Source organism: Micromonospora sp. NPDC049114, from assembly GCF_040648635.1.
Lineage (GTDB): Bacteria > Actinomycetota > Actinomycetes > Mycobacteriales > Micromonosporaceae > Micromonospora.
In genome coordinates this window covers 44,832-71,126 of the sequence record NZ_JBEZEA010000001.1, presented here as the reverse complement: position 1 = coordinate 71,126, position 26,295 = coordinate 44,832, and the positions used below count along the sequence as shown (strand labels likewise).

Below are 26,295 nucleotides of genomic sequence, written 5' to 3'. Positions count from 1 at the left end.
GTGGCCGTCCCCAAGCGCAAGATGTCGCGCAGCAACACCCGGTCCCGCCGGGCGAACTGGAAGGCGACCGTGGTCGCGACCGTCGCGTGCCCGCAGTGCAAGTCCCCGAAGCTGCCGCACGCCGCCTGCTCCGTCTGCGGCACCTACAACGGCCGCCAGGTTCTCGAGGTCTGACCTGGACGCCGAGTGACGCCCCCGACCCCGGGTCGGGCGGCGCGCGCACCCTGGCATTCGCCCGGTGCCCCGGCTCCCTCCGACGCTGGCCGGCCCAACCCGGCCGGTGTTCCGGTGGAGCCGGGCACCGCGCGGATCGCCGTTGACCTCCTCGGCGGGGACGACGCTCCCGCCGTCGTGGTTGACGGCGCTCTGCGGGCCGTGCGCGCCGATCCCGATCTGCACCTGCTGCTCGTCGGTCCGACCGAGGTCGCCGACGCGCTGATCGCTGCCCTCGCCCCGACCGAGCGGGCCCGGATCACGGTCCGACCGGTCCGCTCCGCCGTCGGCATGGCCGACCATCCCAGCGCCGCCCGCTCGGAGAGCACCGTCCGGGCCGCCGTCACCGCCGTGCGCGACGGCACCGCCGACGCCCTCGTCTCGGCCGGCGCGACAGGCGCCACGGTCACCGCCGCCGTGCTCGGGCTCGGGCGCTGGCCGGAGATCCGCCAACCCGCCCTGGTCGCCACCCTGCCCGCGGTCGCCGGGCCGGTGGTGCTGCTCGACGTCGGCGGCTCGCTGGAACCCCGCCCCGCCACCCTGGCCCGACACGCCGTGCTCGGCGCCGCGTACGCCGCGGTGGCCCACTCGGTCGTCGCGCCACGGGTCGGCCTGCTCTCGGTCGGCACCGAGGCCGGCAAGGGCGACCGGGTACGCCGGGCCACCGACCCCCTGCTCGCCGTCGAACCGCTGCCCTGCGAGGCACGCTACGTCGGCCTGGTCGAGGGGTACGACGTGGCTCTCGGCGCGCGTGCCGATGTGGTGGTCACCGACGGCTTCACCGGTAACGTGCTGCTCAAGGCGATCGAGGGCGCGTACGCGATGGCCGGCGGCCCGCCCGTCAGCGGTGGCGCCCCCCGGGCGGCCGCCCTGCTCGGCGTCGCCGGGACGGTCGTCGTCTGTCACGGCTCCGCTCGCGCCGACGACATCGCCTCCGGCATCGCTCTCGCCGCCCACCTGTGGCGACGCCGTGCCACCGAACTGGTCTCCGCGTTGCTCGACGGCGACGCCGCGACGGACCGCACCGACCGCTCCACCGACACCGAGGTACGCACATCATGAGCATCGACAAGCGGCGGCGGGCGTCCGTCGGTCACCTGGAAGCCGCGTTCGGCGTCAGCCTGGAGCCGGACCTGCTGGAACGCGCGCTGACTCACCGCTCGTACGCGTACGAGAACGGTGGCCTGCCGACGAACGAGCGGCTGGAGTTCCTCGGCGACTCGGTCCTCGGCGTGGTGATCACCACGGCGCTGTTCCACAACCACCCGGACCTGCCCGAGGGGCAGTTGGCGAAGCTGCGGGCGAGCGTGGTCAACATGCGGGCGCTCGCCGACGTGGCCCGTGGCCTGGGCCCGGACGGCCTCGGCGCGTACCTGCTGCTCGGCAAGGGCGAGGAGACCACCGGTGGCCGGGACAAGGCGAGCATCCTCGCCGACACCCTGGAGGCGCTGCTGGGCGCCATCTACCTCCAGTACGGGTTGGACACCGCCGGGATCGTGATCCACCGGCTCTTCGACCCGTTGATGGCCGAGTCGGCCGGTCGCGGCGCCGCCCTGGACTGGAAGACCAGCCTCCAGGAGTTGACCGCCGCGCTCGGTCTCGGCGTGCCCGAGTACCGGATCGAGGGCACCGGGCCGGACCATCTCAAGACGTTCACCGCCTGGGTCGTGGTGGCCGGCAACCGGTACGGCGGCGCCGAGGGGCGCAGCAAGAAGGAAGCCGAGCAGCGGGCCGCCGAGGCGGCCTGGCGGATGCTCACCGAGCAGCACGAGCGGAACACCCAGCAGGACGGGTCCGACCAGGGCGAGCCGTCGGAGCCGCTGGACAGCGCCGAGCAGGCGGCCCGGGCCGAGGAGGCCGACCACCTGGCGCAGGCCATGCCGGCCGACGTGGCGGACCAGCAGACGCCGCCCGAGCGGCCGATGTCCGCCAACGGCGGCGGCCCGGTCGAGGCCCGCGACGTCGAGGCCCCGACCGGCCGCGAGACGGGCGTACGCCGTGCCTGAGCTGCCCGAGGTGGAGACCGTCCGGCAGGGGCTGGCCCAGTGGGTCACCGGCCGGCGGATCGCCTCGGTCGAGGTTCGACACCCGCGCGCCGTCCGGCGGCACGTCCCCGGCGGGGCGCACTTCGCCGATGTGCTCGCCGGCCGGACCATCGTGGACGTGCGCCGACGCGGCAAGTATCTGTGGCTTCCGCTGGACAGCGGCGACGCAGTGGTCGGGCACCTGGGCATGTCGGGTCAGTTGCTGCTCCAGCCGCCCGGCACACCTGACGAGACCCACCTGCGGGTGCGGTTCCGGTTCGCCGACGACGGGCCCGAGCTGCGCTTCGTCGATCAGCGCACGTTCGGCGGGCTCGCGGTCAGCGAGGGCGGCGCCGACCTCCCCGCGGAGATCGCGCACATCGCCCGCGACCCGATGGACCCGGAGTTCTCCGACGCGGCGTTCGTCGCCGCGCTGCGCCGCCGACGGACCGAGGTGAAGCGGGCCCTGCTCGACCAGACGCTGATCTCCGGCGTGGGCAACATCTACGCCGACGAGGCGCTCTGGCGTGCCGGGCTGCACGGCGCCCGCCCCACCGACGCGCTGACCGGGCCCGCCGCGCAGCGTCTGCTCGGCCACGTCCGCGACGTGCTCGCGGAGGCGATCAAGGTGGGCGGCACCAGCTTCGACGCCCTCTACGTGAACGTCAACGGCGAGAGCGGCTACTTCGACCGGGCGCTGAACGCCTACGGCCGCGAGGGCGAGCCGTGCCGGCGGTGCGGAGCGCCGATCCGGCGCGAGTCCTTCATGAACCGCTCGTCGTTCAGCTGCCCGCGCTGCCAGCCCCGGCCTCGGGGTGCCCTTCGGGGATGACCCGGAGCCGGCTCCGGGTCGGCACCGGCGGGTCGCGGCCGGACGCTCCGGGCCCCACCCCGGCGTACGCCCGAATCGCGGTTGATGCCCGTCCGGCGGGCCCGCCGCCCTCGGCGGACCGACTCCGGGGCGGACGGGGGCCGTTCCCCGATGTGACCGCCTCGTCACGCCCCTAACGTCAGCACGGTTGACAGGGGGTCGACGTGACAGGGGGACACGAGATGGGCAACAGACCGGTGACGGTGCGGATGGCGCGGTGGAGCGCCGAGCATCCGTGGCGGGCGATCGCGTTGTGGGTCGTGTTCGTGGCGGTGTGTTTCGTCGGCGGTAACGCCGCCGGTCTCTCCGAGGCCACCAGCGGGGACCAGGCGATCGGCGAGGCCGGGCGGGCCAGCCTCATCGTGGACGACGGCGCCTTCGACGACCCGGCCGTGGAGAACGTCCTGATCACCTCCCGGGGCGGCGCCCTGGACCCGGCGGCGGCGAAGGCGGCCGCCGACGACGCGGCGGCCCGGCTGCGCACGGTCACCGGGGTCGCCGAGGTCGGTCCGCCGGTCACGGCGCGGGACGGGTCCGCCCTGCTGCTGCCGATCACCATGGCGGGTGACCCGGAGACCGCCTCGGACCGGGTGCAGCCGCTGCGCGACGCCACCGCCACCGTGCAGGGCGCGCACCCGCAGCTGCGCGTCGAGCAGGTCGGCGGGCCGTCGATCGGCCAGGCGCTCGACGACACCCTGGGCAAGGACTTCGAGCGTGCCGAGCTGCTGAGCCTGCCGGTCACCCTGGCCATCCTGATCATCGCGTTCGGCGCGCTGATCGCGGCCAGCGTGCCGGTGCTGCTGGCGCTCTCCTCGGTCGCCGCCGCGATGGGCCTGTCCACCCTCGCCTCGCACCTCGTGCCGGCCACCGACACCACGTCACCGGTGATCCTGCTGATCGGCATGGCGGTGGGGGTCGACTACTCGCTCTTCTACATCCGCCGGGAGCGGGAGGAGCGGGCCAAGGGCCGCTCCGGCCTGGACGCGGTGGAGATCGCCGCGGAGACCTCCGGGCACGCCGTGGTGGTTTCCGGCTTCGCCGTGATCATCGCGATGGCCGGGCTGTTCCTCGCCGGCGATGTGGTCTTCTCGTCCCTGGCCGTCGGCTCGATCCTGGTGGTCGCCGTCGCGGTGACCGGCTCGCTGACCGTGCTGCCGGCCCTGCTGGCCAGGCTGGGCCGCTGGGTCGACCGGCCCCGGGTGCCGCTGCTCTGGCGGTTGACCGCGCCGCGCACCGGCCGGCACGGCGAGCCGCGTACGCCCCGGCTCTGGCCGGCGGTGCTCCGTCCCGCGCTGCGCGCCCCGGTGGCGACGCTCGTCATCTCGGTCGGTCTGCTGCTCGCGCTTGCCGTGCCGGCGCTCGGCATGAAGCTGAAGTTCCCCGGCATGGAGGACCTGCCGCGCACCACGCCGGCCATGCAGGCGTACGACCGGCTCACCGCGGCCTTCCCGAGCACCGGCACCAACCACGTGGTGGCCGTCCGGGCGCCGGCCGAGCAGGCCGACCGGGTCAACGCGGCGCTCACCGACCTCGCCGCCCGCGCCAGCGGTGACCCGCTGTTCGCCCCCACCGAGGCGGACGGCCCGAAGATCAAGGTGTCGGCCGACCACCGGGTGTCGGTGCTGGACGTCGCCACCCCGTACGCCAGCCGCGACGAGCGGTCGGTGCAGTCACTGGAGAAGTTGCGGGCCGACCTGGTCCCGGCCGAGCTGCGGGGGATCCCCGGGATCGAGTACGCGGTCGGCGGGAGCGTGGCCGACAGCGAGGACTACGCGTCGCACGTGCGCGACAAGCTGCCGCTGGTGATGGGCTTCGTGCTGGTGCTCACCTTCCTGGTCATGACGTTCACCTTCCGCTCGGTGGTGGTGGCGGCCAGCTCGATCGTGCTGAACCTGCTCTCCGCCGGCGCCGCGTACGGGTTGCTGGTGCTGGTCTTCCAGGGGGAGTGGGCCGAGGGGCTGCTCGGCTTCACCTCGATGGGCGCGATCGTCTCCTGGCTGCCGCTGTTCCTGTTCGTGGTGCTCTTCGGCCTCTCGATGGACTACCACGTCTTCGTGGTGAGCCGGATCCGCGAGGGCGTGCGGGCCGGCATGTCCAACCGCGACGCGGTGTCGTACGGCATCACGTCGTCGGCCGGGGTGGTGACCAGCGCGGCGATCGTCATGGTCGGGGTGTTCTCGATCTTCGCCACGCTGAGCACGATCGACATGAAGCAGCTCGGCATCGGCCTGGCGGCGGCGATCCTGCTGGACGCCACGATCATCCGGGGAGTGGTGCTGCCCGCCCTGATGACCATGCTCGGTGACGCGAACTGGTGGGCTCCGCGGTTCCTGCGCCGAAGCCCGGCGCCGGTGCCCGCGCCCACCGACCCGCCGGCGCCCGCGCCGGAGCTGGTGCCCGTCTCCTGAGTGGCCGGTCGTCTCTCGTGCCGGGCCGCGATCCGCGGCCCGGTACGTGCCGTCCGGATGCCACCCGGGGCCTCGCGCCGCAGGATTGACCGAGCAGCCCCCGTTCGCCACCGCGGACGGGGGCACCACCGTGTCGGCCGACCGCGACCGGGCGTCACGGCAGCGCGCAGGGTTCCCGCCAGGCGTCCAACGCCCGGTTCTTGCGCATGGACGCGAAGCCGTAGCCGACCGTGGTGACGCAGAAGTCGTCGGTCGAGCCGGTGTACTCGACGTGGAAGACCGGCTTGCCCGCGTCCACGAACGGCAGCAGCTTGGCGCACTGGTCCAGCCGGACGCACTCCTCGTTGACCACGAAGTCGAAGTCCGGTGCCAGCGCCGCGAGCTGCGGAACGTCGTTGACCAGCCCGGGGGAGAGGTCCAGTGTGCGGGCCAGCCGGGCCAGCCGGCGGTTGAACAGCAGCTGGTCGTCGAAGCCGAGCGGGAAGCCGCTGCGGTGGGCGTACCCGTCGGCGTCGGAGAGAGCGACCGCGCCGAAGCCCTTGCCCCGGCACAGCCGGAACCTGTCGGCCAGCACCGGCTCCAACGCGTCCCACCCGCGGACGTCAAGCCACCGGCTGCCGGGCTCCGGGCCGGCCGCGCCCCGCACGGCGGCGGGCACCCGGCTGGCGTCCGGGTCGGTCGGGCGCAGCGAGCCGACGGACACCTGGCAGATCAGCCGGCGGTCACGGGTGCGTAGTTCGGCCGTCTGCGCGGCGGTGGTTGCCACCGGGTCGAGCAGGAAGACGTCGGCGTCCACCGTCTCATCGAGCGGGCCGTCGAGCTGCCACTGCCACTGCCAGTGGCGGGCCTGGGTGGCCGGCCACTGGGTGGGCGCCCCCGGCGGGATCAGCTCGCGCCGACATCCGTACGCCGGCAGCACCAGGATGAGCACGACGCCGGCCGACACGATCCGGCGCAGCGGGCGTGCGGCGGCACGTCGCCGCAGCCGGATCCGCATCGGCAGCCCCCGGGTCCCGGGCGGCGGGTCGCCGCCCACACCGGCACGCCGCCCCCACGTCCGGTCCGGCGTGCCTCACCGGGTCCAACGAGCGCGGGGGCGCGGACGACGCGCTCTCAGCGCGGCGCCGCGAAGACCTGCGTCCAGTACGGCCCGTTGCTGCTGGCGATGCCGACGCCGATCTCGGTGAACGCGCAGTTGAGGATGTTGGCCCGGTGCCCGGAGCTGTTCATCCAGGCGTCCATCACGGCGGTCGGCGTCTTCTGGTTCCATGCCACGTTCTCGCCGTAGGTGCGCCAGGCGTAGCCGACGCGGTCCAGCCGGACTCCGGTGTTGCTGCCGTCGCTGCCGGTGTGCGACATGTTCTGGTGGTCGGCCTGGTCCTGGCTGTGCCGCTGCGCGGCGGTCATCAGCTTGTCGTCGACGCTCAGCGCCTTGCAGCCGGCCTTGGCGCGCTCGGCGTTGACCAGGTCCACCACCTCCTGGGCCTGGGCGCTGAGGCTGCCGCTGGCGCCCCCGGAGCCACTGGTGGTGCTCGGGGCCTTGCTGCGCTCGGCGCTGCGCCGGGAGGTGGCGGTGGTCCGCGACGCGGCCGGGGTGGGCTTGACCACCTTGCTCGGCGACGGGCTCGGCCGTGCCGAGCTGGGCGAGCTGGTCGGGGAGGGGGCGACCAGGGTGTCGAGTGCCGGCTCGTCCGTCGGGACGGCGGGCGCGGCGGCGACGGTGTCGTCGACGGCGGTCGGCTCGTCGGCCGGGCCGTTCCCGCCGGGCATCGCGAGCGCGCCGACGCCGACACTCACCACGAGGGTGGCTGCCGCGGCCGCGCCGCCGATCATCAACGGGCGACGCCAGCGCCGGGGCGAGCGGTGCCGACCGCTGCCGGTCCGCCCGTCGCCGGCGGCCTCCGTGATCCCGCGGCCGGGGGAGTACGCGTCGGTCTCGGCGTGCCACCCGTCGACGATCTCCGTGGGCCGCGCGTCGCCGCGCCAGCCGTCGGTCGGTTCGTCGCCCCGTTCCTGGTCCCGCCAGCCGTCGGTCGGCGCCTCCACGGGCGCGGGCTGCCAGCGCGCGGTGGGCTCCGCGCGGTGCCACTCGTCGCCGGGCTGGTCGGGGTCGTCGCCGAACAGGTAGGCCGAGCGGGGCTCCGGGCGGTCGCGCAGCCAGTCCGGCTCGTCGGTCGGCCGCTCGGCACGCCGGGAGGCGCCGTTCGGGTCCATCGGGTCGGTCCAGCCGTACACGCCTGTGCCTCCACGGGGTCGGTTGCGGGCCGGGGTGACGCTACGACTCGCCCGCGAGCTGCGGCAACGTGGCTAAGGAAGAGTTAAGAGGAAGTCGGACGCCAAGGCGCTGACTTCCCCGAATCCGGGCGTACAGTAAAGGCGTCCGGACAGAGCGTGTCCGTGCCTTGCGGCAGCCCCCCCGACAAGTGGACAGGTCGACGTAGAGATGATCTACGGCCTGCGAGAACTTGACGAAGGAGGGGTTTGCGGCTCAATATATAGGTGTCGCCAGTCGCGCCCGGTCATGCCCAGATACAGCTGGAATGACAGCCGCGTACAAAATTGGGCGCGCGTTGGCCGGCCTTTCCGGCAGCGCATATCAAGGAGTCAGCATGGCGAAGGCCCTCTACGGCCACGTAGGTGCAGCGCCCGACCGGCGTCTGCTCGACGAGGTCACCCGACTGCGTGCCAGGGTTCAGGCACTGGAGTTCGAGATCACGCGTCTGCGTGCCGACAATGATCGGCTCGCGGCGGCTGCGGCGGAAGCGGACGACCTGCTCCGTCTCGCCGAGCCGGCGCTGACCTGATCTTCAGCGCGGAAAACTGAATCGCAGCACCACCGCAAAAATGCGCGCCGACACCTCCGTGCCGGCGCGCAACGCTGTCCGGCGCCTTTCGTGGCCGACCATTTGTGATCTTGTAACCGGCGCCGCGATAACCGCCGCACAGTTTCGCCGAAACAGCCGGGCGGCGGGCCGATCATGAGCGTTGTTTGTCTTTCCCGGTCCCGCCGTGACAACAGCGCGCTCGGCCCACTGTCACCCTCCGCGCCGTCCGCCGGGGCGGCCCGGGGCGGGTCGCGTGCCGGGTCGGTCCCGCCATCGGGTTAGTCTGCGGGTTCACCCAGGTCCGCGCAGCCGGCGACGGTACGGCGGCCACCGGACGAGGATCGAGTAGGTGTATCTCAAGAGCCTGACGGTGAAGGGCTTCAAATCCTTCGCCTCCGCGACGACGTTGAAGCTGGAGCCCGGGATCACCTGCGTGGTGGGCCCGAACGGCTCCGGCAAGTCCAACGTCGTCGACGCCATCGCCTGGGTGCTCGGCGAGCAGGGCGCCAAGGCGCTGCGCGGCGGCAAGATGGAGGACGTCATCTTCGCCGGCACCGCCGGCCGTGCGCCGCTGGGCCGGGCCGAGGTCACCCTCACCATCGACAACACCGACGGCGCGCTGCCCATCGAGTACACCGAGGTCTCCATCACCCGCCGGATGTTCCGCTCCGGCGAGAGCGAGTACGAGATCAACGGCAACTCGTGCCGCCTGCTCGACATCCAGGAGCTGCTGTCCGACTCCGGCATCGGCCGGGAGATGCACATCATCGTCGGTCAGGGCCGGCTCGACGGCATGCTGCACGCCAAGCCGGAGGACCGCCGGTCGTTCATCGAGGAGGCGGCAGGCGTCCTCAAGCACCGCAAGCGCAAGGAAAAGGCGCTGCGCAAGCTCGACGCGATGCAGGTGAACCTCAACCGCCTGACCGACCTCACGGCCGAGCTGCGCCGCCAGCTCAAGCCGCTGGGCCGGCAGGCGGAGGTGGCCCGGCGTGCCGCCGCCATCCAGGCCAACCTGCGCGACGCCCGGTTGCGACTGCTCGCCGACGACCTGGCCACGCTGCGGACCACCCTGGACCGGGAGATCGCCGACGAGACGGCGTTGCGGGAGCGACGCGAGCAGATCGAGGGCGAGCACACCGAGGTGCAGGGCCGCCTCGGCGAGTTGGAGGCCGCCCTCGCCGAGGACGCGCCGCTGCTCGCCGCCGCGCAGGACACCTGGTACAAGCTCTCCGCCCTGCAGGAACGCTTCCGCTCGATCGAGCAACTGGCCCGGGAGCGGCTGCGGCACCTCAGCGCCACCGGCGACGACGAGCGGCCCGGCCGCGACCCGGACCAGCTGGAGGCCGAGGCCGAACGGGTCCGCGAGCAGGAGGAGGAGCTGCGCGCGGCGCTCACCGACGACCAGATCCGGCTGGCCGAGGCCGTCGAGCACCGTCAGGAGCTGGAACGGCAGCTCGCCGCCGCCGAGCGGGAGCTGGTGGCCGCCGCCAAGGCCATCGCCGACCGGCGCGAGGGCATGGCCCGGCTCACCGGCCAGGTCAACTCGGCACGGGCCCGGACCACGAGCGCCGGCGAGGAGATCGAACGCCTCGCCGTCGCCTACGCCGACGCGCTGGGCCGCGCAGAGCAGGCGCAGGCCGACCTGGACGCGGTTGCCGCGCAGTCCACCGAGGCGGACCGGGACAACGCCGACCTGGACGCCCGGCACGCCGAGGCGGTCGCCGTCCAGGACCGGGCACAGGCGACCGTCCGGTCGCTGACCGACGCCGAGCGGGCCGCCGAGAAGGACGCCGCCACCTGGAAGGCCCGCGAGGAGGCGCTCGCCCTCGGTCTGCGGCGCAAGGACGGCGCGGGAGCGCTGCTCGCCCGCGCGGGGGACGTACCGGGCCTGCTGGGTAGTCTCGCCGGGTTGCTCACCGTCGCGCCGGGGCACGAGGCCGCGCTGGCCGCCGCACTCGGTGGGCTCGCCGACGCGGTCGCCGTCAGCGGGGTGGACGAGGCCGTCGAGGCGATGCGCCTGCTGAAGATCTCCGACGCCGGCCGGGCCGGCCTGCTGGTCGGCAGCCCGGCGGGGCCCGGCATGACCGGCTCGGCCGACGCGCTGCGTCCGAAGCTGCCCGACGGCGCCCGCTGGGCACCCGACCTCGTCGAGTGCGCCGACGAGCTGCGCCCCGCCGTGCACCGGGCGCTGCGCGACGTGGCGCTGGTCGACGATCTCGCCGCCGCGGCCGAGCTGGTCGCCGGCAACCCCGAGCTGCGGGCCGTCACCCCCGACGGGGACGTGGTCGGGGCGTACGCGGCGGCCGGCGGGTCGGCCAAGGCCCCCAGCTACATCGAGGTGCAGGCAGCCGTCGAGGAGGCCCGCACCAATCGGCTCGCCGCCGAACAGGCCGGTGCCGAACTGCGCGACCAGCTCGTCGAGGCGCGTGCCGAGGTGGCCGCCGCCAAGGAGGCCGTGCAGCACGCCGCCGCCGAGAAGCGCGAGGCGGAGAGCCACCGCAACGCCGCCGCCCGCCGGCTCGCCGAGCTGGGCGCGGCCGCCCGCTCGGCCAAGGCGGAGACCGACCGGCTGGGCGAATCCCGGGCCCGTGCCGAGGCGGCCCGGCAGCGGGACCTCGCCACGCTCGACGAGCTGGAGGAACGGCTACGGCTGGCCGAGGAGACCCCGGTCGACGCCGAGCCCTCCACCGAGGAGCGGGACCAGCTCGCCGCCATGGTGCCGCAGGCCCGGCAGAACGAGATGGAGGTCCGGCTCGCCGTGCGTACCGCCGAGGAGCGGGTCTCCTCGATCGCCGGCCGGGCCGACTCCCTCGCCCGGCAGGCCACCGCGGAGCGGGCCGCCCGCGAACGCGCCGCGGCCCGGCGGGCCGCGCGCACCCGGGGCGCGGGCATCGCCCGGGCCGTCGCCGGCGGCGCCCGGGAGGCGCTCACCCGGCTCACCACGTCGATCGCAGTGGCCGAGGAGCACCGCGACGCCGTCGCGCGGGAGCGCGCCGCCCGCGAGGCCGAGCTCCAGGAGGTACGCGGGGCAGCCAAGCGGCTCGGCGCGGAGCTGGAGCGGCTGACCAGCCAGGTGCACCGCGACGAGGTGGCCCGCGCGGAGCAGCGCCTGCGCATCGAGCAGTTGGAGGCGAAGGCCGCCGAGGACTTCGGACTGGACGTGGAGACGCTGGTCGCCGAGTACGGCCCCGCCCAGCCGGTGCCGCCCACCCAGGCCGATGTGGCCCTCGCCGAGCGGGACGGTCTGCCGGTGCCCGAGCCGGTGCGCTACGAGCGGCCGGTGCAGGAGAAGCGGGCCGCCAAGGCGGAACGCGAACTGGCCCTGCTCGGCAAGGTCAACCCGCTGGCGCTGGAGGAGTTCGCCGCGCTGGAGGAGCGCTTCAAGTTCCTCTCCGAGCAGTTGGAGGACCTCAAGGCCACCCGGCGGGACCTGCTGACCGTCGTGAAGGACGTGGACGAGCGGATCCTGGAGGTCTTCGCCAGCGCGTTCGAGGACACGGCCCGGGAGTTCGAGCAGGTGTTCACGGTGCTCTTCCCCGGCGGCGAGGGTCGGCTGATCCTCACCGACCCCGAGGACCTGCTCACCACCGGCGTCGAGGTCGAGGCCCGACCGCCGGGTAAGAAGATCAAGCGCCTGTCGCTGCTCTCCGGTGGCGAGCGGTCGCTGACCGCGGTGGCCATGCTGGTGGCGATCTTCCGCGCCCGGCCCAGCCCGTTCTACATCATGGACGAGGTGGAGGCGGCCCTGGACGACGTGAACCTGGGCCGGCTGATCACGTTGCTGGCACAGTTGCGGGAGAAGAGCCAGCTGATCGTCATCACGCACCAGAAGCGGACGATGGAGATCGCCGACGCGCTCTACGGCGTGACCATGCGCAGCGGGGTCACCCAGGTGATCAGTCAACGGCTCAACCGGGCCGACGAGAACGAGCAGCGGCCCGGCCGCGGCGAGGAGAACGGGTAGTGGCTCGGGAACGCGCGACGGCGCTCCTGCTGGACTTCGACGGCGTACTGCGCCGGTGGGACCCGGCGGTGGCCGCCGGTGTCGAGCGGGAGTACGGCCTCTCCGAGGGGGTGCTCGGCGACATCGCCATGCAGTGGGGGCGGCTCCAGCCGGTGCTCACCGGCCAGGTCAGTCACGCCGCGTGGGTGAGCAGCGTGGCGGACGCCCTGACCGAGTCGGTGGGCAGTCCGGAACGGGCCCGTGCCGCGGTCCAGCAGTGGCAGAGCTACCGGGGAGAGGTCGACCAGGAGGTACTGGCGTTCGTCCGGGAGGTCCGCGCGGCGGGCGTCCGGGTGGGGCTGGGCACCAACGCCACCGACCTGCTCGACACCGACCTGGCCGCGCTCGGCCTGGTCGGCGAGCTGGACGTGGTGGTCAACTCCTCCACGCTCGGGGTGCACAAGCCGACGCCGGAGTACTTCCAGGCCGCCTGCCAGGCGCTGGCCACCCCGCCGGCCCGGGTGCTCTTCGTCGACGACGAGGACTGGGCCGTGCGGGGCGCCCGGTCCGCCGGGCTGTCGGCGCACCGCTGGGGCGGTCACGCCGACCTGCGCTACCTGCGGGCCGCGCTCGCGTACTGAGCCGGGTGGGTCACCCGAGCATCTGCTCGAGCCGGGCTCCGAGTCGCCCTTGAGTGTCGGCGTCACTACGTCGAAGTGCGCGCTTCACCGGTGACCACCCGCCTCAGCAGGTTGACGGTGGCCCGGGCCAGTCGCGGGTCGGCGAGCGCACGAGTCCAGCCCAGCGAGCCAGCGGCGAACACCCAGGCCCCGGACGTGGTCCGGTAGAGCTGGCTCTGCTGCCGCTGGGGTGCGCCGTCGCGCCGGAAGGGTGATTCGGCCAGCAGAGTGCGTTCCGCCGCCGGGGGCTCGGCGAAGCCGGGCATGCACTGGTCGGCCTCGCCCCACACGACCTCGGGAATCAGGTCGCCGTCCCGGACGCCCGTGCCCGCCCAGAACCAGTGTCGGCTGCCGCGGACCACCAGCGGGGCGTAGCCGTCCACCACGCTGACGTACTGCGCCCCGATGAACTGCTGCTCCGCGTGGCCCGCCGACCGCCACATGATGCCGAGCGGTAGCGGGCCGGACGCCGGCGTCTTCTCCTTGGCGCACCGGACCAAGCGGTCGTCGTGATCGTCCGCGCCGTAACCGATCCGCCAGTAGCAGTTGTTGGCGCCGAGGAAGACCAGGCTGGTGCCGCCGTCGCGGGCCGTGACGACCGCCTCGCGCATAGGTGTCGACCAGTACTCGTCGTGTCCCGGGAAGACGACCGCCCGGTGACGGGCCGGGTCCACCCGCCCGGTGTGCAGGTCCTCGCTGGTGGCGTATGCCACGTCGATTCCCTGACCTTCCACCCACTGAACGAACCCGATGTCGTGGTCGGCGAGCGCCGGGACGCCGTTGCCGGCGTACGGCCGGTCGTGGCTGACCGCCCGGGCCCGGTGCTTCGTGGTGATCTGCCCCGCGCTGTCGAAGCCGTAGTAGAGGCTGGCCCCCGTCCGCCCGTCCTCCGGCCAGCAGTTGTACGCCTGCCAGGTGCTGGTGGGCAGGACAACGAGAGCACCGCGGGCGTGCCCAGGGTCGCGTACCACGAACGGGATCCACTGGTGATGGCCGGTGGCGCTGGCGAGCAGTGCCAGGTAGAGCCCGCTCGTCCAGTCCGGTGCCACGGTCGGTCGCCACTGCGTGCGCCACCCGCATCGCACCGCGCCGGTCGCTGGGTCGACCGTCGGTGCGGCCTGGGGAGACCCGTCCAGCCACGGGCTGACCGCCACCTGCCGGGCTCCGCGACCGTCGTAGTGGCCGACCCGGAAGATGGTGATCCGGTACCGCTGAGGTCGGGCGACCGAGACCTGGAACCGCAGTTCCTCGCCGGGCGCGACGCTGGTCGCGTGGACGTAGCCGGCGATCTCGCCGCCCCTGTCCGTGGCGAACCGGTGCCCGGTCAGGCGGAATCCGCTGGCGCCCGGCCGGGCGTTCTCCACGACGACTGGCGGCGACCCGGCGGCGCGCAGCAGCGGGGTGGCCGGGCCCGGGCCGGTCGGATCGCCCACGTAGTTGGGGTCGACACGCGGGGCGGTGGCGGCCGGCGGGCGGACCTGACAGCCCGAGTCCAGTATCACCGCCCCGACCGCCCCGAGAATGCCCAGCGTCGCTCTCCGGGTGTGCCTGATCTCGCCTCTGCCAACCATGGTCCCGCTCCCCGTGTATGCGGCCCGGTGATCCGCGCCGCGGCCGTAGAGGGGGCGTCGGTGGCGGGAACGGATCCGGCCACAACCCGTTCGGCAGGATGACGATTCAGGTCTGCGGCGCGTTGCAGAAGATCGTCAATGATGGAGGATCGGCGCCGGCGGGCAGCCGTTCGGTGGGCGTTGTCCGCCGAACGGGTTCACTCGCCGGTGGTGCCGTCGATGCGTTCCCGGATCAGGTCGGCGTGGCCGTTGTGCCGGGCGTACTCCTCGATCATGTGCACGTACACCCAGCGCAGGTTGAAGGTGCGCTTCTTCCCGCTGACCTCGACGAAGGTCTCGTCCAGGGAACGGCCGGCCGCGGCCTCGCGGGCCAGCGCCACCTCCCGGTGGAAGGTGGCGAAGTCCGCCTCGGCGTCCGCGGCGCTGACGTCGTGGTCGGCGTCCGGCGTCTCCGGCGTGAAGTACGGGTAGTCGACAGGCTGGCCGGCGAAGTTCTCCCGGAACCACCAGGCCTCCACCTCGGCGAGGTGTCGGACCAGGCCGAGCAGGGTCAGGCCGGAGGGTTGCACGCTCGGCGTGCGCAACTGCTCCCCGGTCAGGCCGGCGCACTTGAGCAGCAGCGTCTGCCGGTGGTAGTCGAGCCAGCCGTCGAGCATGGTGCGCTCGTCGCCGACGTACGGTTCGGGGGTCCGGGTGATCTCCGGTGCGGTCCACGTCATGGCGGGCATCCTGCCCGGCACCCCTGACGATCCGCGACGGGTTAATCAGGGCACCACGACGACGGGCCAGTGACCCTTGCGGACCAGCCGGGTGGCGACCGAGCCGACCAGCCGGTGACCGGCCTGCTCGGACGCCCCCACGACCACCATGTCGGCCTGGAACTCGTCGGCCGCCGCGCACAGCTCGGCGAACGCGTCGCCGCGCCGGCACAGGAAGGTCACCGGGATGCCCAACTGCTCGGCCCCACGCCGGCACTCGCGGCGCAGCTCGTCGGCCAACTCGTCGTAGGTGCGCTGGACCGCGCCGGCGTCCATGCCGGGCACCAGCGCGGTGAGCCCGCTCGCCGAGCTGACGAAGACCACCACCAGGGCGGCGCCCTGCCGGCGGGCCAGCCCGGCGGCGTAGGCGCCGGCCCGCGCGGAGGTACGGGTGCCGTCCACCCCCACCATGACCACCCGCGGGCCGTCCGTGCCCCGTTCGAAGGGCAGCGGGCTGATCCGAGGGCCGTACTCCTCGCGGTCCGGCGCTCCCACGCTCATGGTTCTACCTCACCTCTGCTCGCCGGTCCGGACCGCGCCGGAGACGAGGTTCGATTCCCCGTCGGCCGCAGCGGAAACCGGGCTGCCGTTGTGCTGCCGCAGCGGCACTTCCTTGATGAAACTCACGGCGATCAGCGCGATCAGCGCGAAGGGGGCGGCGGCCAGGAAGATGTCGCCGGCGCCGTGGCCGTACGCGCCCTCCACCACCGCGCGCAGCGGACCGGGCAGGGTGTGCACGTCGGGCAGGGTACCGCCGCTGCCGGAGCTGGACGCCCGGATGCCGAGCTGGGACAGCCCGTCTGCGGTGTAGTCCTTGACCTTGTGGGCGAGCACCGCGCCGAGGGCCGAGACGCCGATCGCGCCGCCCAGACTGCGGAAGAACGCCACCACCGAGCTGGCGGCACCCAGCTCGTGCGGGCCGACGGTGTTCTGCACGGCGAGGACGAGGTTCTGCATGGTCAGGCCCAGGCCGACGCCGATGAGCACCATGTAGACGCTGAGCAGGGTGAAGCTGGTGTCCGCGCGCAGCGTGCCCATGAGCGCGAAGCCGACGGTGAGCAGCGCCGAGCCGAGCACCAGGAACCGCTTCCAGCGGCCGGTCCTCGTGATGATGCGTCCACCCACCGTCGAGGCGACCAGCAGGCCGAGGATCATCGGCAGGGTCATCAGGCCGGACATGGTCGGGCTCTCGCCCCGGCTGATCTGGAAGTACTGGCCGAGGAAGATCGACGCGCCGAACATGCCCACGCCCACCGCGATGCTGGCGACGACGGCGAGGCTGATCGTGCGGTTGCGGAACAGCCGCGGCGGGATCATCGGCTCGGCTGCCCGGGTCTCGACCCGGACGGCGAGCGCGCCGAGGAGCAGAGCGCCGAGGACCATGACGACTGTCTGCCAGGAGGCCCAGGCGAACTGGTCGCCGGCGAGGGAGACCCAGATCAGCAGCACCGACACGGCCGCGGTGATCAGGGTGGCGCCCCACCAGTCGATCTGCGCCTTGCGCTTGACCACCGGCAGTTTCAGGGTCTTCTGGAGTACGACCAGCGCGGCGATGGCGAACGGCACGCCGACGTAGAAGCACCAGCGCCAGCCGAGCCACGAGGTGTCGACGATGACGCCGCCGATCAGCGGTCCGCCGATGGTGCCGACGGCCATCACGGCGCCGAGGTAGCCGCTGTAGCGGCCCCGCTCGCGCGGCGCGATCATCGTCGCCATGATCACCTGGGCCAGGGCGGTGAGGCCGCCGGCGCCGACGCCCTGGAGCACCCGGCACGCGATCAGTTCGCCGGTGCCCTGCGCGGCGCCGGCCAGCACCGAGCCGAGGACGTAGATCGCCAGGGAGAGCTGGACAAGTGTCTTCTTACTGGTCAGGTCGGCGAGTTTGCCCCAGATGGGGGTGGTCGCGGTCGTCGCGAGCAGAGCCGACGTGACCACCCAGGTGTACGCGGACTGGCCGCCGTGCAACTCGGTGATGATGCGCGGCAGCGCGTTCGAGACGACCGTGGAGGAGAGAATCGCTACGAACATGCCCAGCAGCAGGCCGGAGAGAGCCTCCAGGATCTGCCGGTGGGTCATGTCGACGGCGGGCGCCCGTGACGCTGTCGCCTGGCTCATCGTTTACTGCCTCCGAGCGGAGTAGAGATGGTGGGCGGGCCGCAGGGCGGTACCCGCCTGGGAGTTGCCTGAGGCAACCGTACGTTTGGTTGCCTCAAGCAACAACTGGGCGGACGGCGACCGCATTCCCCGTCGTCGGAGATCATCTCCAGGATTCGTTGAACCGACCGAGCAGCCGGGCGAACTCCTCGACGTCCCGCGCCGGCCAGTCGTCCAGAGCACGCAGGAACTCGCCCAGGCGGGCGGACCGGGCGACGTCGAACCGGCGCTGGCCCTCCTCGGTGAGGCTGATCTGCGCCGCCCGCCGGTCACTCGGGTCGGGGTCGCGGTGCACCAGACCGAGCGCCTCCAGCCCGTTGATCTGCCGGCTCAGCGTCCCCTTGCCCACGCCGAGCCGCGCCGCCAGCTCGGTCAACCGGATTGATCCACTGCGCCGTAACCAGAGCAGCAGTCCGTACGTGTTCGGTTCGAGGGTCGGGTGCACCTCCCGGGCGATTTCCCACGAAACCGCCCGTCCCCGGCGCAGCAACGCGGTCAGCTCGTGCTCGACAGCCCGGATCGGCTCCGGCAGGTGCTCGTCCACGGGGAAGAGAGTACGGCGAGGCCCGGTCAGTCGTCGCCGGAGAGGCGGCGGCTCATCACCTGACGCAGGTGCCCGTCGCTCGTGGTGCCCTCGATCATCACCTCGGCCCGCCGACCCCGGTGGGTAAGGGTGGCGACGGCATTGCCGAAGTACGGACCGGCCAGCTTGCGCCAGCGCACCCCCGGCCGTCGGACACCCGCCGCGCGGGCCAGCGCCCGCGTGGCGCCCGCCGGCCCGGACGACCAGCCCAGCCGCATCAGCGGACGGATGCCGGCCGGCACCTGGTTGTGGATCGGTGAGCAGGTGAGCTGGTGCACCGGGGTGACCACCGCGGGATCGGCGAACCGGGCCCGCGCCACGTACGAGTGGTGCACGTCACCGGAGAGCACGCTGATCGACGCCGGTGGGGCGTACGCCGGCCCGGCGCCGACCCGGGCGCCGGACTGTCTCGGGGTGCCGGTGCCGATCCGGGCGAACGTCTCCCCGAGGGCCTCGAACGAACGCCGGAACGCCGCCCAGTGCTCCAGGTCGAGGGCCCGGCGCAGCTTCTCGGCCCCGCGGGCCACCCACGGCCGGCGCGAGTCGGCCAGCTTCTCGTTCCACGCCTCGATGTGATGGATGCCCTGGGGCAGCAGCCAGGGCAGCGAGGCGCCCACCACCAGGTGGTCGTAGACGCCGTGCGCCTGGTCGAGGAACCACGACCACTCACCCGGCGGCAGCATCGCCCGGCTGCCGGGCTCGAGCACCCGGCTGCACCTGTTGTCGAGCATGACCAGCCGGGTGCGCCCCAGGTCGATCGCGTAACTCCACTGGTACTGCACGGCACGCCAGCGCTCGGTGTCGTGCGCCAGGTCGGACTCCTGGTCGACCCGGTGCCCGAACTCGCGCAGCACGCCTGTGGCGTCCTCCGCGGCGGCGACCTTGGCGAAGACCGGGTCGGCGGCGATCTCGTCCGGGGAGAGGTTGCCCAGGTGCTGGTAGACCCAGTACGAGGCCAGCCCGCTGCCGATCCGCTCGGCCCACCACGGCTGCTCGCGCATCTCGGCACGCCACGACGCGGAGGTGTTCCAGTCGTCGATGATCTCGTGGTCGTCGAAGATCATCACGCTCGGCACTGTGGAGAGCAGCCAGCGGATCTCCGGATCGCGCCACGACTCCAGATACAGCTTGGTGTACTCGTCGAAGCTCACCACCTGGTCGGCCGGGGCGCCCTTGGGCCGCCGCCGGCGCCGGCGCAGCAGTCGCCGCACGGTCGGCGAGGTCTCGTCGGCGTAGACCTGGTCACCGAGCAGCACCAGCAGGTCGGGCAGCGGGTTCGACTCGGGGTCGGCCATCAACCGACGGGCGTACGCGTCCAGGGCGTCCGGCGGCAGCTTGCGGGTGGTGGCGTGCTGGGTGGTCTCCCGACACGAACCGAAGATCAGACTGACCGGCTGGTCCCGGTCGTCGACCGCCCGGGTGCGTATCACGCTGGGCGGAAAGCCGCTGCTCTCCACCGGCCAGACCAGCTCGTCGTCGACCAGCACCTCGTAGGTCGTCGTGCTGTCCGGGGTGAGCCCCTCCACCACGACGAGGGCGTAGTGGTGGTCGTACGCCGAGAAGGTGGGTGCGGTGCCGGTGGCGCCGTGGGCGGTGCGGACGGTGACCACGGCGGGCGCGGCGGTCTCCACCCAGATCGTCGCCCGGGTGTCGACCACTCGCCGCAGAAGTGGGCCGATCAGGAGGTGTGCGGCGGGCATGCGGCGAGCCTACCGCCGGTTCGTGAGACCGGCCGGGTGCGGTGGCTGGGACGCCGCCGCCGGCATCTGACAGGATTCCGGCATGGCCGAATATCTCGTCCTCGCTCTGGTCCTGCTCGGTGTGCTGATCGCCGGCACAGTCGGGCTGGTCGTGCCGCGCTTGCGGCGGCGGCCCGAGCCCCCGCTTGCGCGCACCGAGGTCGACACCCGTGCCGAGGAGGATCTCGCCGGCCCGCCGGTCGAGGCACCGGAGTCCGATCTGTCCACCGGTGTCCTGGTCGAGCCCCCACCGGTCATCGAGGCGCCCGCCCCGACCGTGGAGGTGCCCGAGCCGACCGCCGGCCGCCTGGTCCGGCTCCGCTCGCGGCTGTCGCGTTCGCAGAACGTCTTCGGCAAGGGCCTGCTCGGCCTGCTCGCCCGCGACCACCTCGACGAGGACGTCTGGGAGGAGATCGAGGACAGTCTGATCACCGCCGACGTCGGCGTCGACGCGACCCGCGACATCGTCGACCGGCTGCGCGAGCAGACCCGCGTGCTGGGCACCCGCTCGGCCGGTGAGCTGCGCGCGCTGCTCGCCGCCGAGCTGGTCAACGCCCTCGACCCCAGCATGGACCGTTCGCTGCGCACCGCCCCGAAGGACGGCGTGCCGGCGGTCGTGCTGGTCGTCGGCGTCAACGGCGCCGGCAAGACCACCACCTGCGGCAAGATCGCCCGGGTGCTGGTCGCCGACGGCCGGACCGTGCTGCTGGGCGCCGCCGACACCTTCCGGGCCGCCGCCGCCGACCAGCTGCAGACCTGGGGCGAACGGGTCGGTGCCGAGACCGTCCGCGGCCCGGAGGCAGCCGACCCGGCCAGCGTGGCGTTCGACGCGGTCCGCCGGGGTATCGACACCGGCGTGGACACCGTGCTCATCGACACCGCCGGCCGCCTGCAGAACAAGATCGGCCTGATGGACGAGCTGGGCAAGGTCAAGCGCGTGGTGGAGAAGCAGGGGCCCATCGACGAGACGCTGCTCATCCTCGACGCCACGACCGGCCAGAACGGTCTGGAGCAGGCCCGGGTCTTCACCGAGGTCGTCAACGTGACAGGTGTGGTGCTGACCAAGCTCGACGGCACCGCGAAGGGCGGCATCGTGATCGCCGTGCAGCGCAAGCTCGGCATCCCGGTCAAGCTCGTCGGCCTCGGTGAGGGCAAGGACGATCTCGCTCCGTTCGACCCGGCGCAGTTCGTCGACGCGCTGCTGGGCACCGAGCCGGCCGCACGGGACGCGTAGTCTCGGGTGACCACTGACGATCGCGCGTACGCGGGCTGGCGCGACCCCGGCCACCCTTCGCAGCGCCTCGGGAGACCGTACGTGACTTCGCAGGAGATCCCGCTGCACGGCGGCAACGTGAGCACCGTCGTCCGGGTCGGTGACACGGTCCGTCGTAACGCCGGGCCGTGGACCCCGTCCGTGCACGCCCTGCTGCGCCACCTGGAGTACGTCGGGTTCACCGGCGCACCCCGGGCGCTCGGGATGGACGAGCGCAACCGGGAGGTGCTGTCGTACCTGGAGGGGGAGTGCGGGGAATACCCCCTCGCCCCGCACTGGGTGACCGACGAGGCGCTGGTCACCGTCGCCACCATGCTGCGGATGTTCCACGACGCACAGTACGGCTTCGCTCCGCCGCCGGGGGCGGTCTGGCGCTCGTTCGGGCCGCCGCCGCCGGACACCGAGGTGATCTGCCACCACGACGCCGCCCCGCACAACGTCATCTGGCGGCCCGACGGCACGCTCGGGCTGATCGACTTCGACCTCGCCTCGCCCGGCGCCCGCATCTACGACGTGGCGTACGCCGCCTGGACGTGGGTGCCGATCTTCGCCGACCGGGACTCGATCACGCTGGGCTGGAAGCATCCCGACCGGCCGCGCCGGCTGCGCCTCTTCGCCGACGCGTACGGGTTGATCCCGCGCGACAGGCACCGGCTGATCCGCACCATCCGCAAGCGGATCGTCGACCACGTCGAGGGCATCCGCCGGATGGCCGCCGCCGGTGAGCCGGCGTTCGTGCGGATCGTGCACAAGGGCCACCTGCGGCGGCCGATGCGCGACCTGCGGCTGCTCGACTACGAGCGGCACGCCCTGGAGAACGCCCTCCGCTGAGCGCGCTGCCGGCCGATGCTCGGCCGGGCTTCTCAAGCGCACCGGTCGATGCCGCTGACCGGTCAGCCATCGACGCTCGACGTCCGGTCGATCCACCTTCGTCCATGCTGCTGACTGTGCGGACTCCGTGACACGTACGAAACAACCCGTCACGAAACGGAAACCCGCACGGGACCCTGGGTGAAACAGCCGGCCGCGAGGCTTCCGCGCAACCGGCCTACGGGCGACGCTGCCCCGGAAAGCCGCGAAGGAGGACTTCACCTTTAGGAGGCCAGCGTGCCTGAAGCACCGACGATCGACGGCGCCAATACCACGTGGCTGCTGGTTTCGACCGCGCTCGTGCTGCTCATGACCCCCGGACTGGCGCTGTTCTACGGCGGCCTCAACCGGGCCAAGGGCGTACTCAACATGATGATGATGAGCTTCTCCGCTATCGGGCTCATCTCTGTTCTGTGGTGGTTCTACGGCTTCAGCGTCGCCTTCGGGACCGACGTGAACGGCTTCTGGGGTGACCCGGGCGCGTACCTCGGCACCAAGACGTTCCTCGCCGAGACCGACCTGTGGGGCGCCACGACGGAAAACCCCAGCGGCATCGGGATTCCGCTCTACGTGTTCATGGCCTTCCAGATGGTCTTCGCGGTGATCACCGTCGCGCTGATCAGCGGCGCCATCGCCGACCGGGCCAAGTTCGCCGGCTGGCTGCTGTTCGCGTTCGGCTGGGCCACGCTCGTCTACTTCCCGGTCGCCCACTGGGTGTGGGGCGGCGGCATCATCGGCGGTGACATCCACGCGCTGGACTTCGCCGGTGGCACCGCGGTGCACATCAACGCCGGTGCGGCGGCCCTGGCCGTGGCGCTGGTGCTCGGCAAGCGGCTCGGCTGGCCCCGCGAGGGCATGAAGCCGCACAACATCCCGCTGGTCGCGCTCGGCGCCGGTCTGCTGTGGTTCGGGTGGTTCGGGTTCAACGCCGGCTCGGAGCTGACCGTCGACTCGGTCGCCGGTCTCGCCTTCATCAACACCCAGCTCGCCACCGCCGCCGCGGTGCTCGGCTGGATCGCTGTCGAGTGGGTCAAGGACCGCAAGCCGACAATGGTCGGCGCGTCGTCCGGCGCGGTCGCCGGCCTGGTCGCGATCACCCCGGCCTGTGGTTTCATCGCCCCGTGGGCGTCCGTCCTGCTCGGCATCGTCGCCGGGGTCGTGTGCGCGCTCGCGGTCAGCCTCAAGTACCGGCTCGGCTACGACGACTCCCTCGACGTGGTCGGCGTGCACTTCGTCGGTGGCTGGATCGGCTCGCTCTGGCTCGGCCTGTTCGCCACCAACTCGGTAAACGCCGCGATCAGCGACGTGGTGGGCGCCTCCGACGGCCTCTTCTACGGCGGCGGCGCGACCCAGCTCGGTCGGCAGGCCCTCGCCGGCCTGATCGTCACCGCCTGGTCGTTCGGCATCGCCTGGGTGCTCGCCTTCGTCATCGAGAAGACGATCGGCTTCCGCGTCAAGGGTGAGGCCGAGGTCGAGGGCATCGACATCGCCGAGCACGCCGAGAGCAGCTACGACCTGTCCCCGGCCGGCGGCGGCACGGGTAGCGCGTTCGCGATGGCCGGCATCGGCACCCCTGGTGGCGCAGCGCCGAGCGGCGCCGCGCCGGAGGCGGAGTCCACCGAGCCGGTCAGCGCCAAGGTCGCCGGTTAACGTTCCTTAGATGGAGGGGTTGGACATGAAGCTGGTGACCGCGGTCATCAAGCCGTACCAGCTGGACGCGGTGAAGGAGGCTCTGCACGCCCTGGGCGTGGCCGGGCTGACCGTCAGCGAGGTTCAGGGGTACGGACGGCAGAAGGGGCACACCGAGGTCTACCGGGGTGCCGAGTACACGGTCGAGTTCCTGCCCAAGATCCGGGTCGAGGTGCTCACCGACGAGATCGACGTGGAAAAGATCGTGGACGCCATCGTCGGTGCCGCCCGCACGGGCAAGATCGGCGACGGCAAGGTGTGGGTCACCGGTGTCGAGGAGGTCGTCCGGGTGCGTACCGGCGAGCGCGGCCTCGACGCCCTCTGATCCGGGCCACGACGACATGACCTCGTTGATCAGGAAGAACGCGTCAGGGCACGCCGGGAACGGCGACGCGAACCTCTTGATCAACGAGGTCGTCGGCGTACCCGGGGGGATCGGGGAGCCCGCCCGTCGGGCGCGCGCGGCCGCGTACGACGAGTTTCTGCGCGGGTTGCTGCCCGCGCGCGACGGGGTCGCGCTGATGGCCGTCGGGGGTCTGGGGCGGCGGCAGTGCGCCCCCTACGGCGACCTCGACCTGGTGCTGCTGCACGCCGGGGTGCCCGGCACGGACGAGCTGGCGGCCTCGGTCTGGTACCCGATCTGGGACGCCGGCCTGCGCCTGGACCACTCCGTGCGGACCGTCTCCGAGGCGCTGTCGGTGGCCCAGGACGACGTCAAGGTCGCCCTCGGGCTGCTCGACGCCCGCCTGGTGGTCGGCGACCAGGCGCTCGCCGACGCCCTGATCCGCACCGCCGCCGACCACTGGCGGCGTACCGCCGTCCGCCAGCTGCCGGGCCTGCGGGAGGTCACCGCCGCCCGCTGGCAGGCGCACGGCGAGCTGGCCTTCCTCCTCGAAGGCGACCTGAAGGAGGCCGCCGGCGGGCTGCGCGACGTGGGGTTGTTGCGCGCCATCTCCGCCGCGGGGATCACCGACGCGCTGCGCCCCGCCGTCCGCGCCGCCCACCTGCGCCTGCTGGACACCCGCGACGCGCTGCACCAGCAGGTCGGTCGCCGGGTCGACCGGTTGGTCGCCCAGGAACGCGACGGCGTCGCCGCGCTGCTCGCCCTGGAGGACGGCGACGCCCTCCTGCGTCGGGTGGCCGGGGACGCCCGCACGGTCAGCCACGCTCTCGACGACGCCTTCCGCGCCGCCGACCGGCTGCGCTCCGGCCGCTCCCGGGGCGGGAACGGCGCTCCCGTGCGCCGGCCGGTGGCCCGGGACGTGGTCGAGCACGACGGCGAGCTGGTGCTGGCCCGGACGGCGATCGGCGCGCGCCCCGACCCGAGCCTGTCGCTGCGGGTGGCCGCCGCGGCGGCCACCACCCGGTTGCCGATCGCGCGGGCCACCTGCGAGTGGCTGGCGGCGTACTGCCCCCCGCTGCCCGCGCCCTGGCCGCCCGAGGCCCGGGCCGCGCTGACCACGCTGCTGGGCGCCGGTCCCGGCCTGGTGCCGGCCTGGGAGACCTGCGACAGGTACGGGCTGGTGGACGGTTGGCTGCCCGAGTGGACCAGGCTGCGCAGCCTGCCCCAGCACAACCCGGTGCACCGCTACACCCTGGACCGGCATCTCGTGCAGGCCGCCCACGAGGCCAGCCGGCACGCCCGCGAGGTGGACCGCCCCGACCTGCTGCTGCTCGGCGCCCTGCTGCACGACATCGGCAAGGGCCTGCCCGGTGACCACAGCACCGTCGGGGTGCCGCTCGCCGAGACGGTGGCGACCCGGGTCGGGCTGCCGGCCGCGGAGGTCGAGCTGATCGGCACGCTGGTCCGGCTGCACCTGCTCCTGCCCGACGTGGCCACCCGCCGGGACCTCGCCGACCCGGTCACGATCGCGTCGGTAGCCGAGGCGGTGGGCGACACCGGCACGCTCGACCTGCTGCACGCGCTGGTCCGCGCGGACGCCGCGGCCACCGGCCCGGCCGCCTGGTCGGACTGGAAGGGACGACTGGTCGCCGAACTGGTCGCCCGCGTCCGCACCGCCCTGGACACCGGCGTGCTGCCCGAGCCACCCGCGCCGGATCCGGCGCTGCTGGCCGGGCCATTGCCGGTCGTGCACCTCACCGGGGACCGGGTGGCGGTGGCCGCCGCCGACCGGCGCGGACTGCTCGCCACGGTGGCCGGCTGCCTCGCCCTGCACCGACTGGAGGTGCTCTCCGCCGACGCCTCGGTGGTCGACGGCCGGGCCCTGGTCGAGTGCCGCGTGCAACCCCGCTACGGCCTGCCGGCCGATCCGGTCCCGCTGCGCGCCGACCTGCGTCGGGCGGTCGCCGGCGACGTGTCCGTCACCCAACGGCTGCGCGGCCGTGCGCTCGCCGCCCGGGGCAGCGGCGCCGCTCCCCGGGTCGTCTGGCACCGCGAGGCCGCCACCGACGCCGTGCTGCTCGAACTGCGCGCGGCCGACGCCGCCGGGCTGCTCTACCGGGTCGCCTGCGCTCTCGACGAGGCGGGAGCCCTGGTCCGCGCCGCGCGCATCTCCACCCTCGGCGCGGACGTGGTCGACGCCTTCTACCTGGTGGGTGGCTGGCCCGACGACGCCACCCGGGCCCGCCTGGAGGCCGCCGTCCTCGCCGCCGTATGAGGGGACGGGTACGCCCCGGGGCGTAGCGACGGTGCCGCTCGTGGACGCACGTCAGGGGGCGTCGGCGCGGGCAGAA

Annotated in this window: 20 protein-coding genes and 1 pseudogene; 13 read left to right on the top strand and 8 right to left on the bottom strand. The window is 73.1% G+C overall.

Annotation, left to right across the window (positions count from 1 at the left end; all coding sequences use genetic code 11):
• The 5 genes and pseudogenes from rpmF (at position 1) to AB0B39_RS00295 (ending at position 5,516) form a co-directional block, all read left to right on the top strand.
• Positions 1-174, top strand: a complete 174-nt coding sequence (gene rpmF / locus AB0B39_RS00315; RefSeq protein WP_030335284.1) for a 50S ribosomal protein L32 — start codon at positions 1-3, stop codon at positions 172-174.
• Between the two features lie 114 nt (positions 175-288).
• Positions 289-1,275, top strand: coding sequence for a phosphate acyltransferase PlsX (locus AB0B39_RS00310; RefSeq protein ID WP_357498077.1), 987 nt, complete (start codon positions 289-291; stop codon positions 1,273-1,275).
• A pseudogene (gene rnc, locus AB0B39_RS00305) lies at positions 1,272-1,979 on the top strand (ribonuclease III); the annotation flags it as partial. The gene AB0B39_RS00310 and the pseudogene rnc, both read left to right, overlap by 4 nt.
• A gap of 232 nt (positions 1,980-2,211) precedes the next feature.
• Positions 2,212-3,069: a bifunctional DNA-formamidopyrimidine glycosylase/DNA-(apurinic or apyrimidinic site) lyase gene (gene mutM / locus AB0B39_RS00300; RefSeq protein ID WP_234590495.1), complete on the top strand. Its 858-nt coding sequence runs from the start codon at positions 2,212-2,214 to the stop codon at positions 3,067-3,069.
• A gap of 221 nt (positions 3,070-3,290) precedes the next feature.
• Complete coding sequence (locus AB0B39_RS00295; RefSeq protein WP_357498075.1) at positions 3,291-5,516, top strand: MMPL family transporter; 2,226 nt, start codon at positions 3,291-3,293, stop codon at positions 5,514-5,516.
• A gap of 154 nt (positions 5,517-5,670) precedes the next feature.
• Here AB0B39_RS00295 and AB0B39_RS00290 read toward each other — a convergent pair whose 3' ends face one another.
• Positions 5,671-6,513, bottom strand: coding sequence for an endo alpha-1,4 polygalactosaminidase (locus AB0B39_RS00290; RefSeq protein ID WP_357498073.1), 843 nt, complete (start codon positions 6,511-6,513; stop codon positions 5,671-5,673).
• A 116-nt stretch (positions 6,514-6,629) separates the two neighbouring features.
• Positions 6,630-7,751 carry a CAP domain-containing protein gene (locus AB0B39_RS00285; RefSeq protein ID WP_357573112.1) on the bottom strand — a complete coding sequence of 374 codons (1,122 nt, stop codon included), beginning with the start codon at positions 7,749-7,751 and terminating at the stop codon, positions 6,630-6,632.
• A gap of 374 nt (positions 7,752-8,125) precedes the next feature.
• Between AB0B39_RS00285 and AB0B39_RS00280 the strand changes: the two genes are divergently transcribed.
• The 3 genes from AB0B39_RS00280 (at position 8,126) to AB0B39_RS00270 (ending at position 12,925) form a co-directional block, all read left to right on the top strand.
• Positions 8,126-8,320, top strand: coding sequence for a hypothetical protein (locus tag AB0B39_RS00280; protein WP_007456482.1), 195 nt, complete (start codon positions 8,126-8,128; stop codon positions 8,318-8,320).
• 370 nt (positions 8,321-8,690) lie between these two features.
• Complete coding sequence (gene smc, locus AB0B39_RS00275) at positions 8,691-12,305, top strand: chromosome segregation protein SMC (protein WP_357573111.1); 3,615 nt, start codon at positions 8,691-8,693, stop codon at positions 12,303-12,305.
• A complete protein-coding gene (locus AB0B39_RS00270; RefSeq protein ID WP_234590090.1) occupies positions 12,305-12,925 on the top strand; it encodes an HAD-IA family hydrolase in 621 nt (206 codons plus the stop codon). The genes smc and AB0B39_RS00270 overlap by 1 nt, the downstream gene beginning before the upstream one ends.
• 65 nt (positions 12,926-12,990) lie before the next feature.
• Here AB0B39_RS00270 and AB0B39_RS00265 read toward each other — a convergent pair whose 3' ends face one another.
• The 6 genes from AB0B39_RS00265 to AB0B39_RS00240 all read right to left on the bottom strand — a co-directional run bounded on the left by AB0B39_RS00265 (position 12,991) and on the right by AB0B39_RS00240 (position 19,730).
• Positions 12,991-14,535, bottom strand: a complete 1,545-nt coding sequence (locus tag AB0B39_RS00265) for a N,N-dimethylformamidase beta subunit family domain-containing protein (protein ID WP_357573110.1) — start codon at positions 14,533-14,535, stop codon at positions 12,991-12,993.
• 197 nt (positions 14,536-14,732) lie between these two features.
• The gene (locus AB0B39_RS00260) at positions 14,733-15,254 is read right to left on the bottom strand and encodes a DinB family protein (protein ID WP_234590094.1); all 522 of its coding nucleotides are present in this window, start codon (positions 15,252-15,254) and stop codon (positions 14,733-14,735) included.
• Between the two features lie 45 nt (positions 15,255-15,299).
• Complete coding sequence (locus AB0B39_RS00255; protein ID WP_234590097.1) at positions 15,300-15,794, bottom strand: universal stress protein; 495 nt, start codon at positions 15,792-15,794, stop codon at positions 15,300-15,302.
• 9 nt (positions 15,795-15,803) lie between these two features.
• Complete coding sequence (locus AB0B39_RS00250; protein WP_234590099.1) at positions 15,804-17,408, bottom strand: MDR family MFS transporter; 1,605 nt, start codon at positions 17,406-17,408, stop codon at positions 15,804-15,806.
• 142 nt (positions 17,409-17,550) lie between these two features.
• On the bottom strand, positions 17,551-17,991 hold the full coding sequence (locus AB0B39_RS00245) for a MarR family transcriptional regulator (RefSeq protein ID WP_234590111.1): 441 nt from the start codon (positions 17,989-17,991) through the stop codon (positions 17,551-17,553).
• Positions 17,992-18,017: 26 nt separating this feature from the next.
• Positions 18,018-19,730, bottom strand: a complete 1,713-nt coding sequence (locus AB0B39_RS00240; RefSeq protein WP_357573109.1) for an alkaline phosphatase D family protein — start codon at positions 19,728-19,730, stop codon at positions 18,018-18,020.
• Between the two features lie 82 nt (positions 19,731-19,812).
• Here AB0B39_RS00240 and ftsY point away from each other — a divergent pair, with 82 nt between their 5' ends.
• From ftsY to AB0B39_RS00215, 5 genes are all read left to right on the top strand, one after another.
• Positions 19,813-21,003 carry a signal recognition particle-docking protein FtsY gene (gene ftsY / locus AB0B39_RS00235; RefSeq protein ID WP_357573108.1) on the top strand — a complete coding sequence of 397 codons (1,191 nt, stop codon included), beginning with the start codon at positions 19,813-19,815 and terminating at the stop codon, positions 21,001-21,003.
• Positions 21,004-21,009: 6 nt separating this feature from the next.
• Positions 21,010-21,873, top strand: a complete 864-nt coding sequence (locus tag AB0B39_RS00230; RefSeq protein ID WP_234590129.1) for an aminoglycoside phosphotransferase family protein — start codon at positions 21,010-21,012, stop codon at positions 21,871-21,873.
• A 276-nt stretch (positions 21,874-22,149) separates the two neighbouring features.
• Positions 22,150-23,562: an ammonium transporter gene (locus AB0B39_RS00225; protein WP_234590132.1), complete on the top strand. Its 1,413-nt coding sequence runs from the start codon at positions 22,150-22,152 to the stop codon at positions 23,560-23,562.
• A gap of 25 nt (positions 23,563-23,587) precedes the next feature.
• Positions 23,588-23,926 carry a P-II family nitrogen regulator gene (locus tag AB0B39_RS00220; protein WP_007456507.1) on the top strand — a complete coding sequence of 113 codons (339 nt, stop codon included), beginning with the start codon at positions 23,588-23,590 and terminating at the stop codon, positions 23,924-23,926.
• Positions 23,927-23,942: 16 nt separating this feature from the next.
• Positions 23,943-26,219, top strand: a complete 2,277-nt coding sequence (locus AB0B39_RS00215; protein WP_357573107.1) for a [protein-PII] uridylyltransferase — start codon at positions 23,943-23,945, stop codon at positions 26,217-26,219.
• The last annotated feature ends 76 nt before the right edge of the window (positions 26,220-26,295 follow it).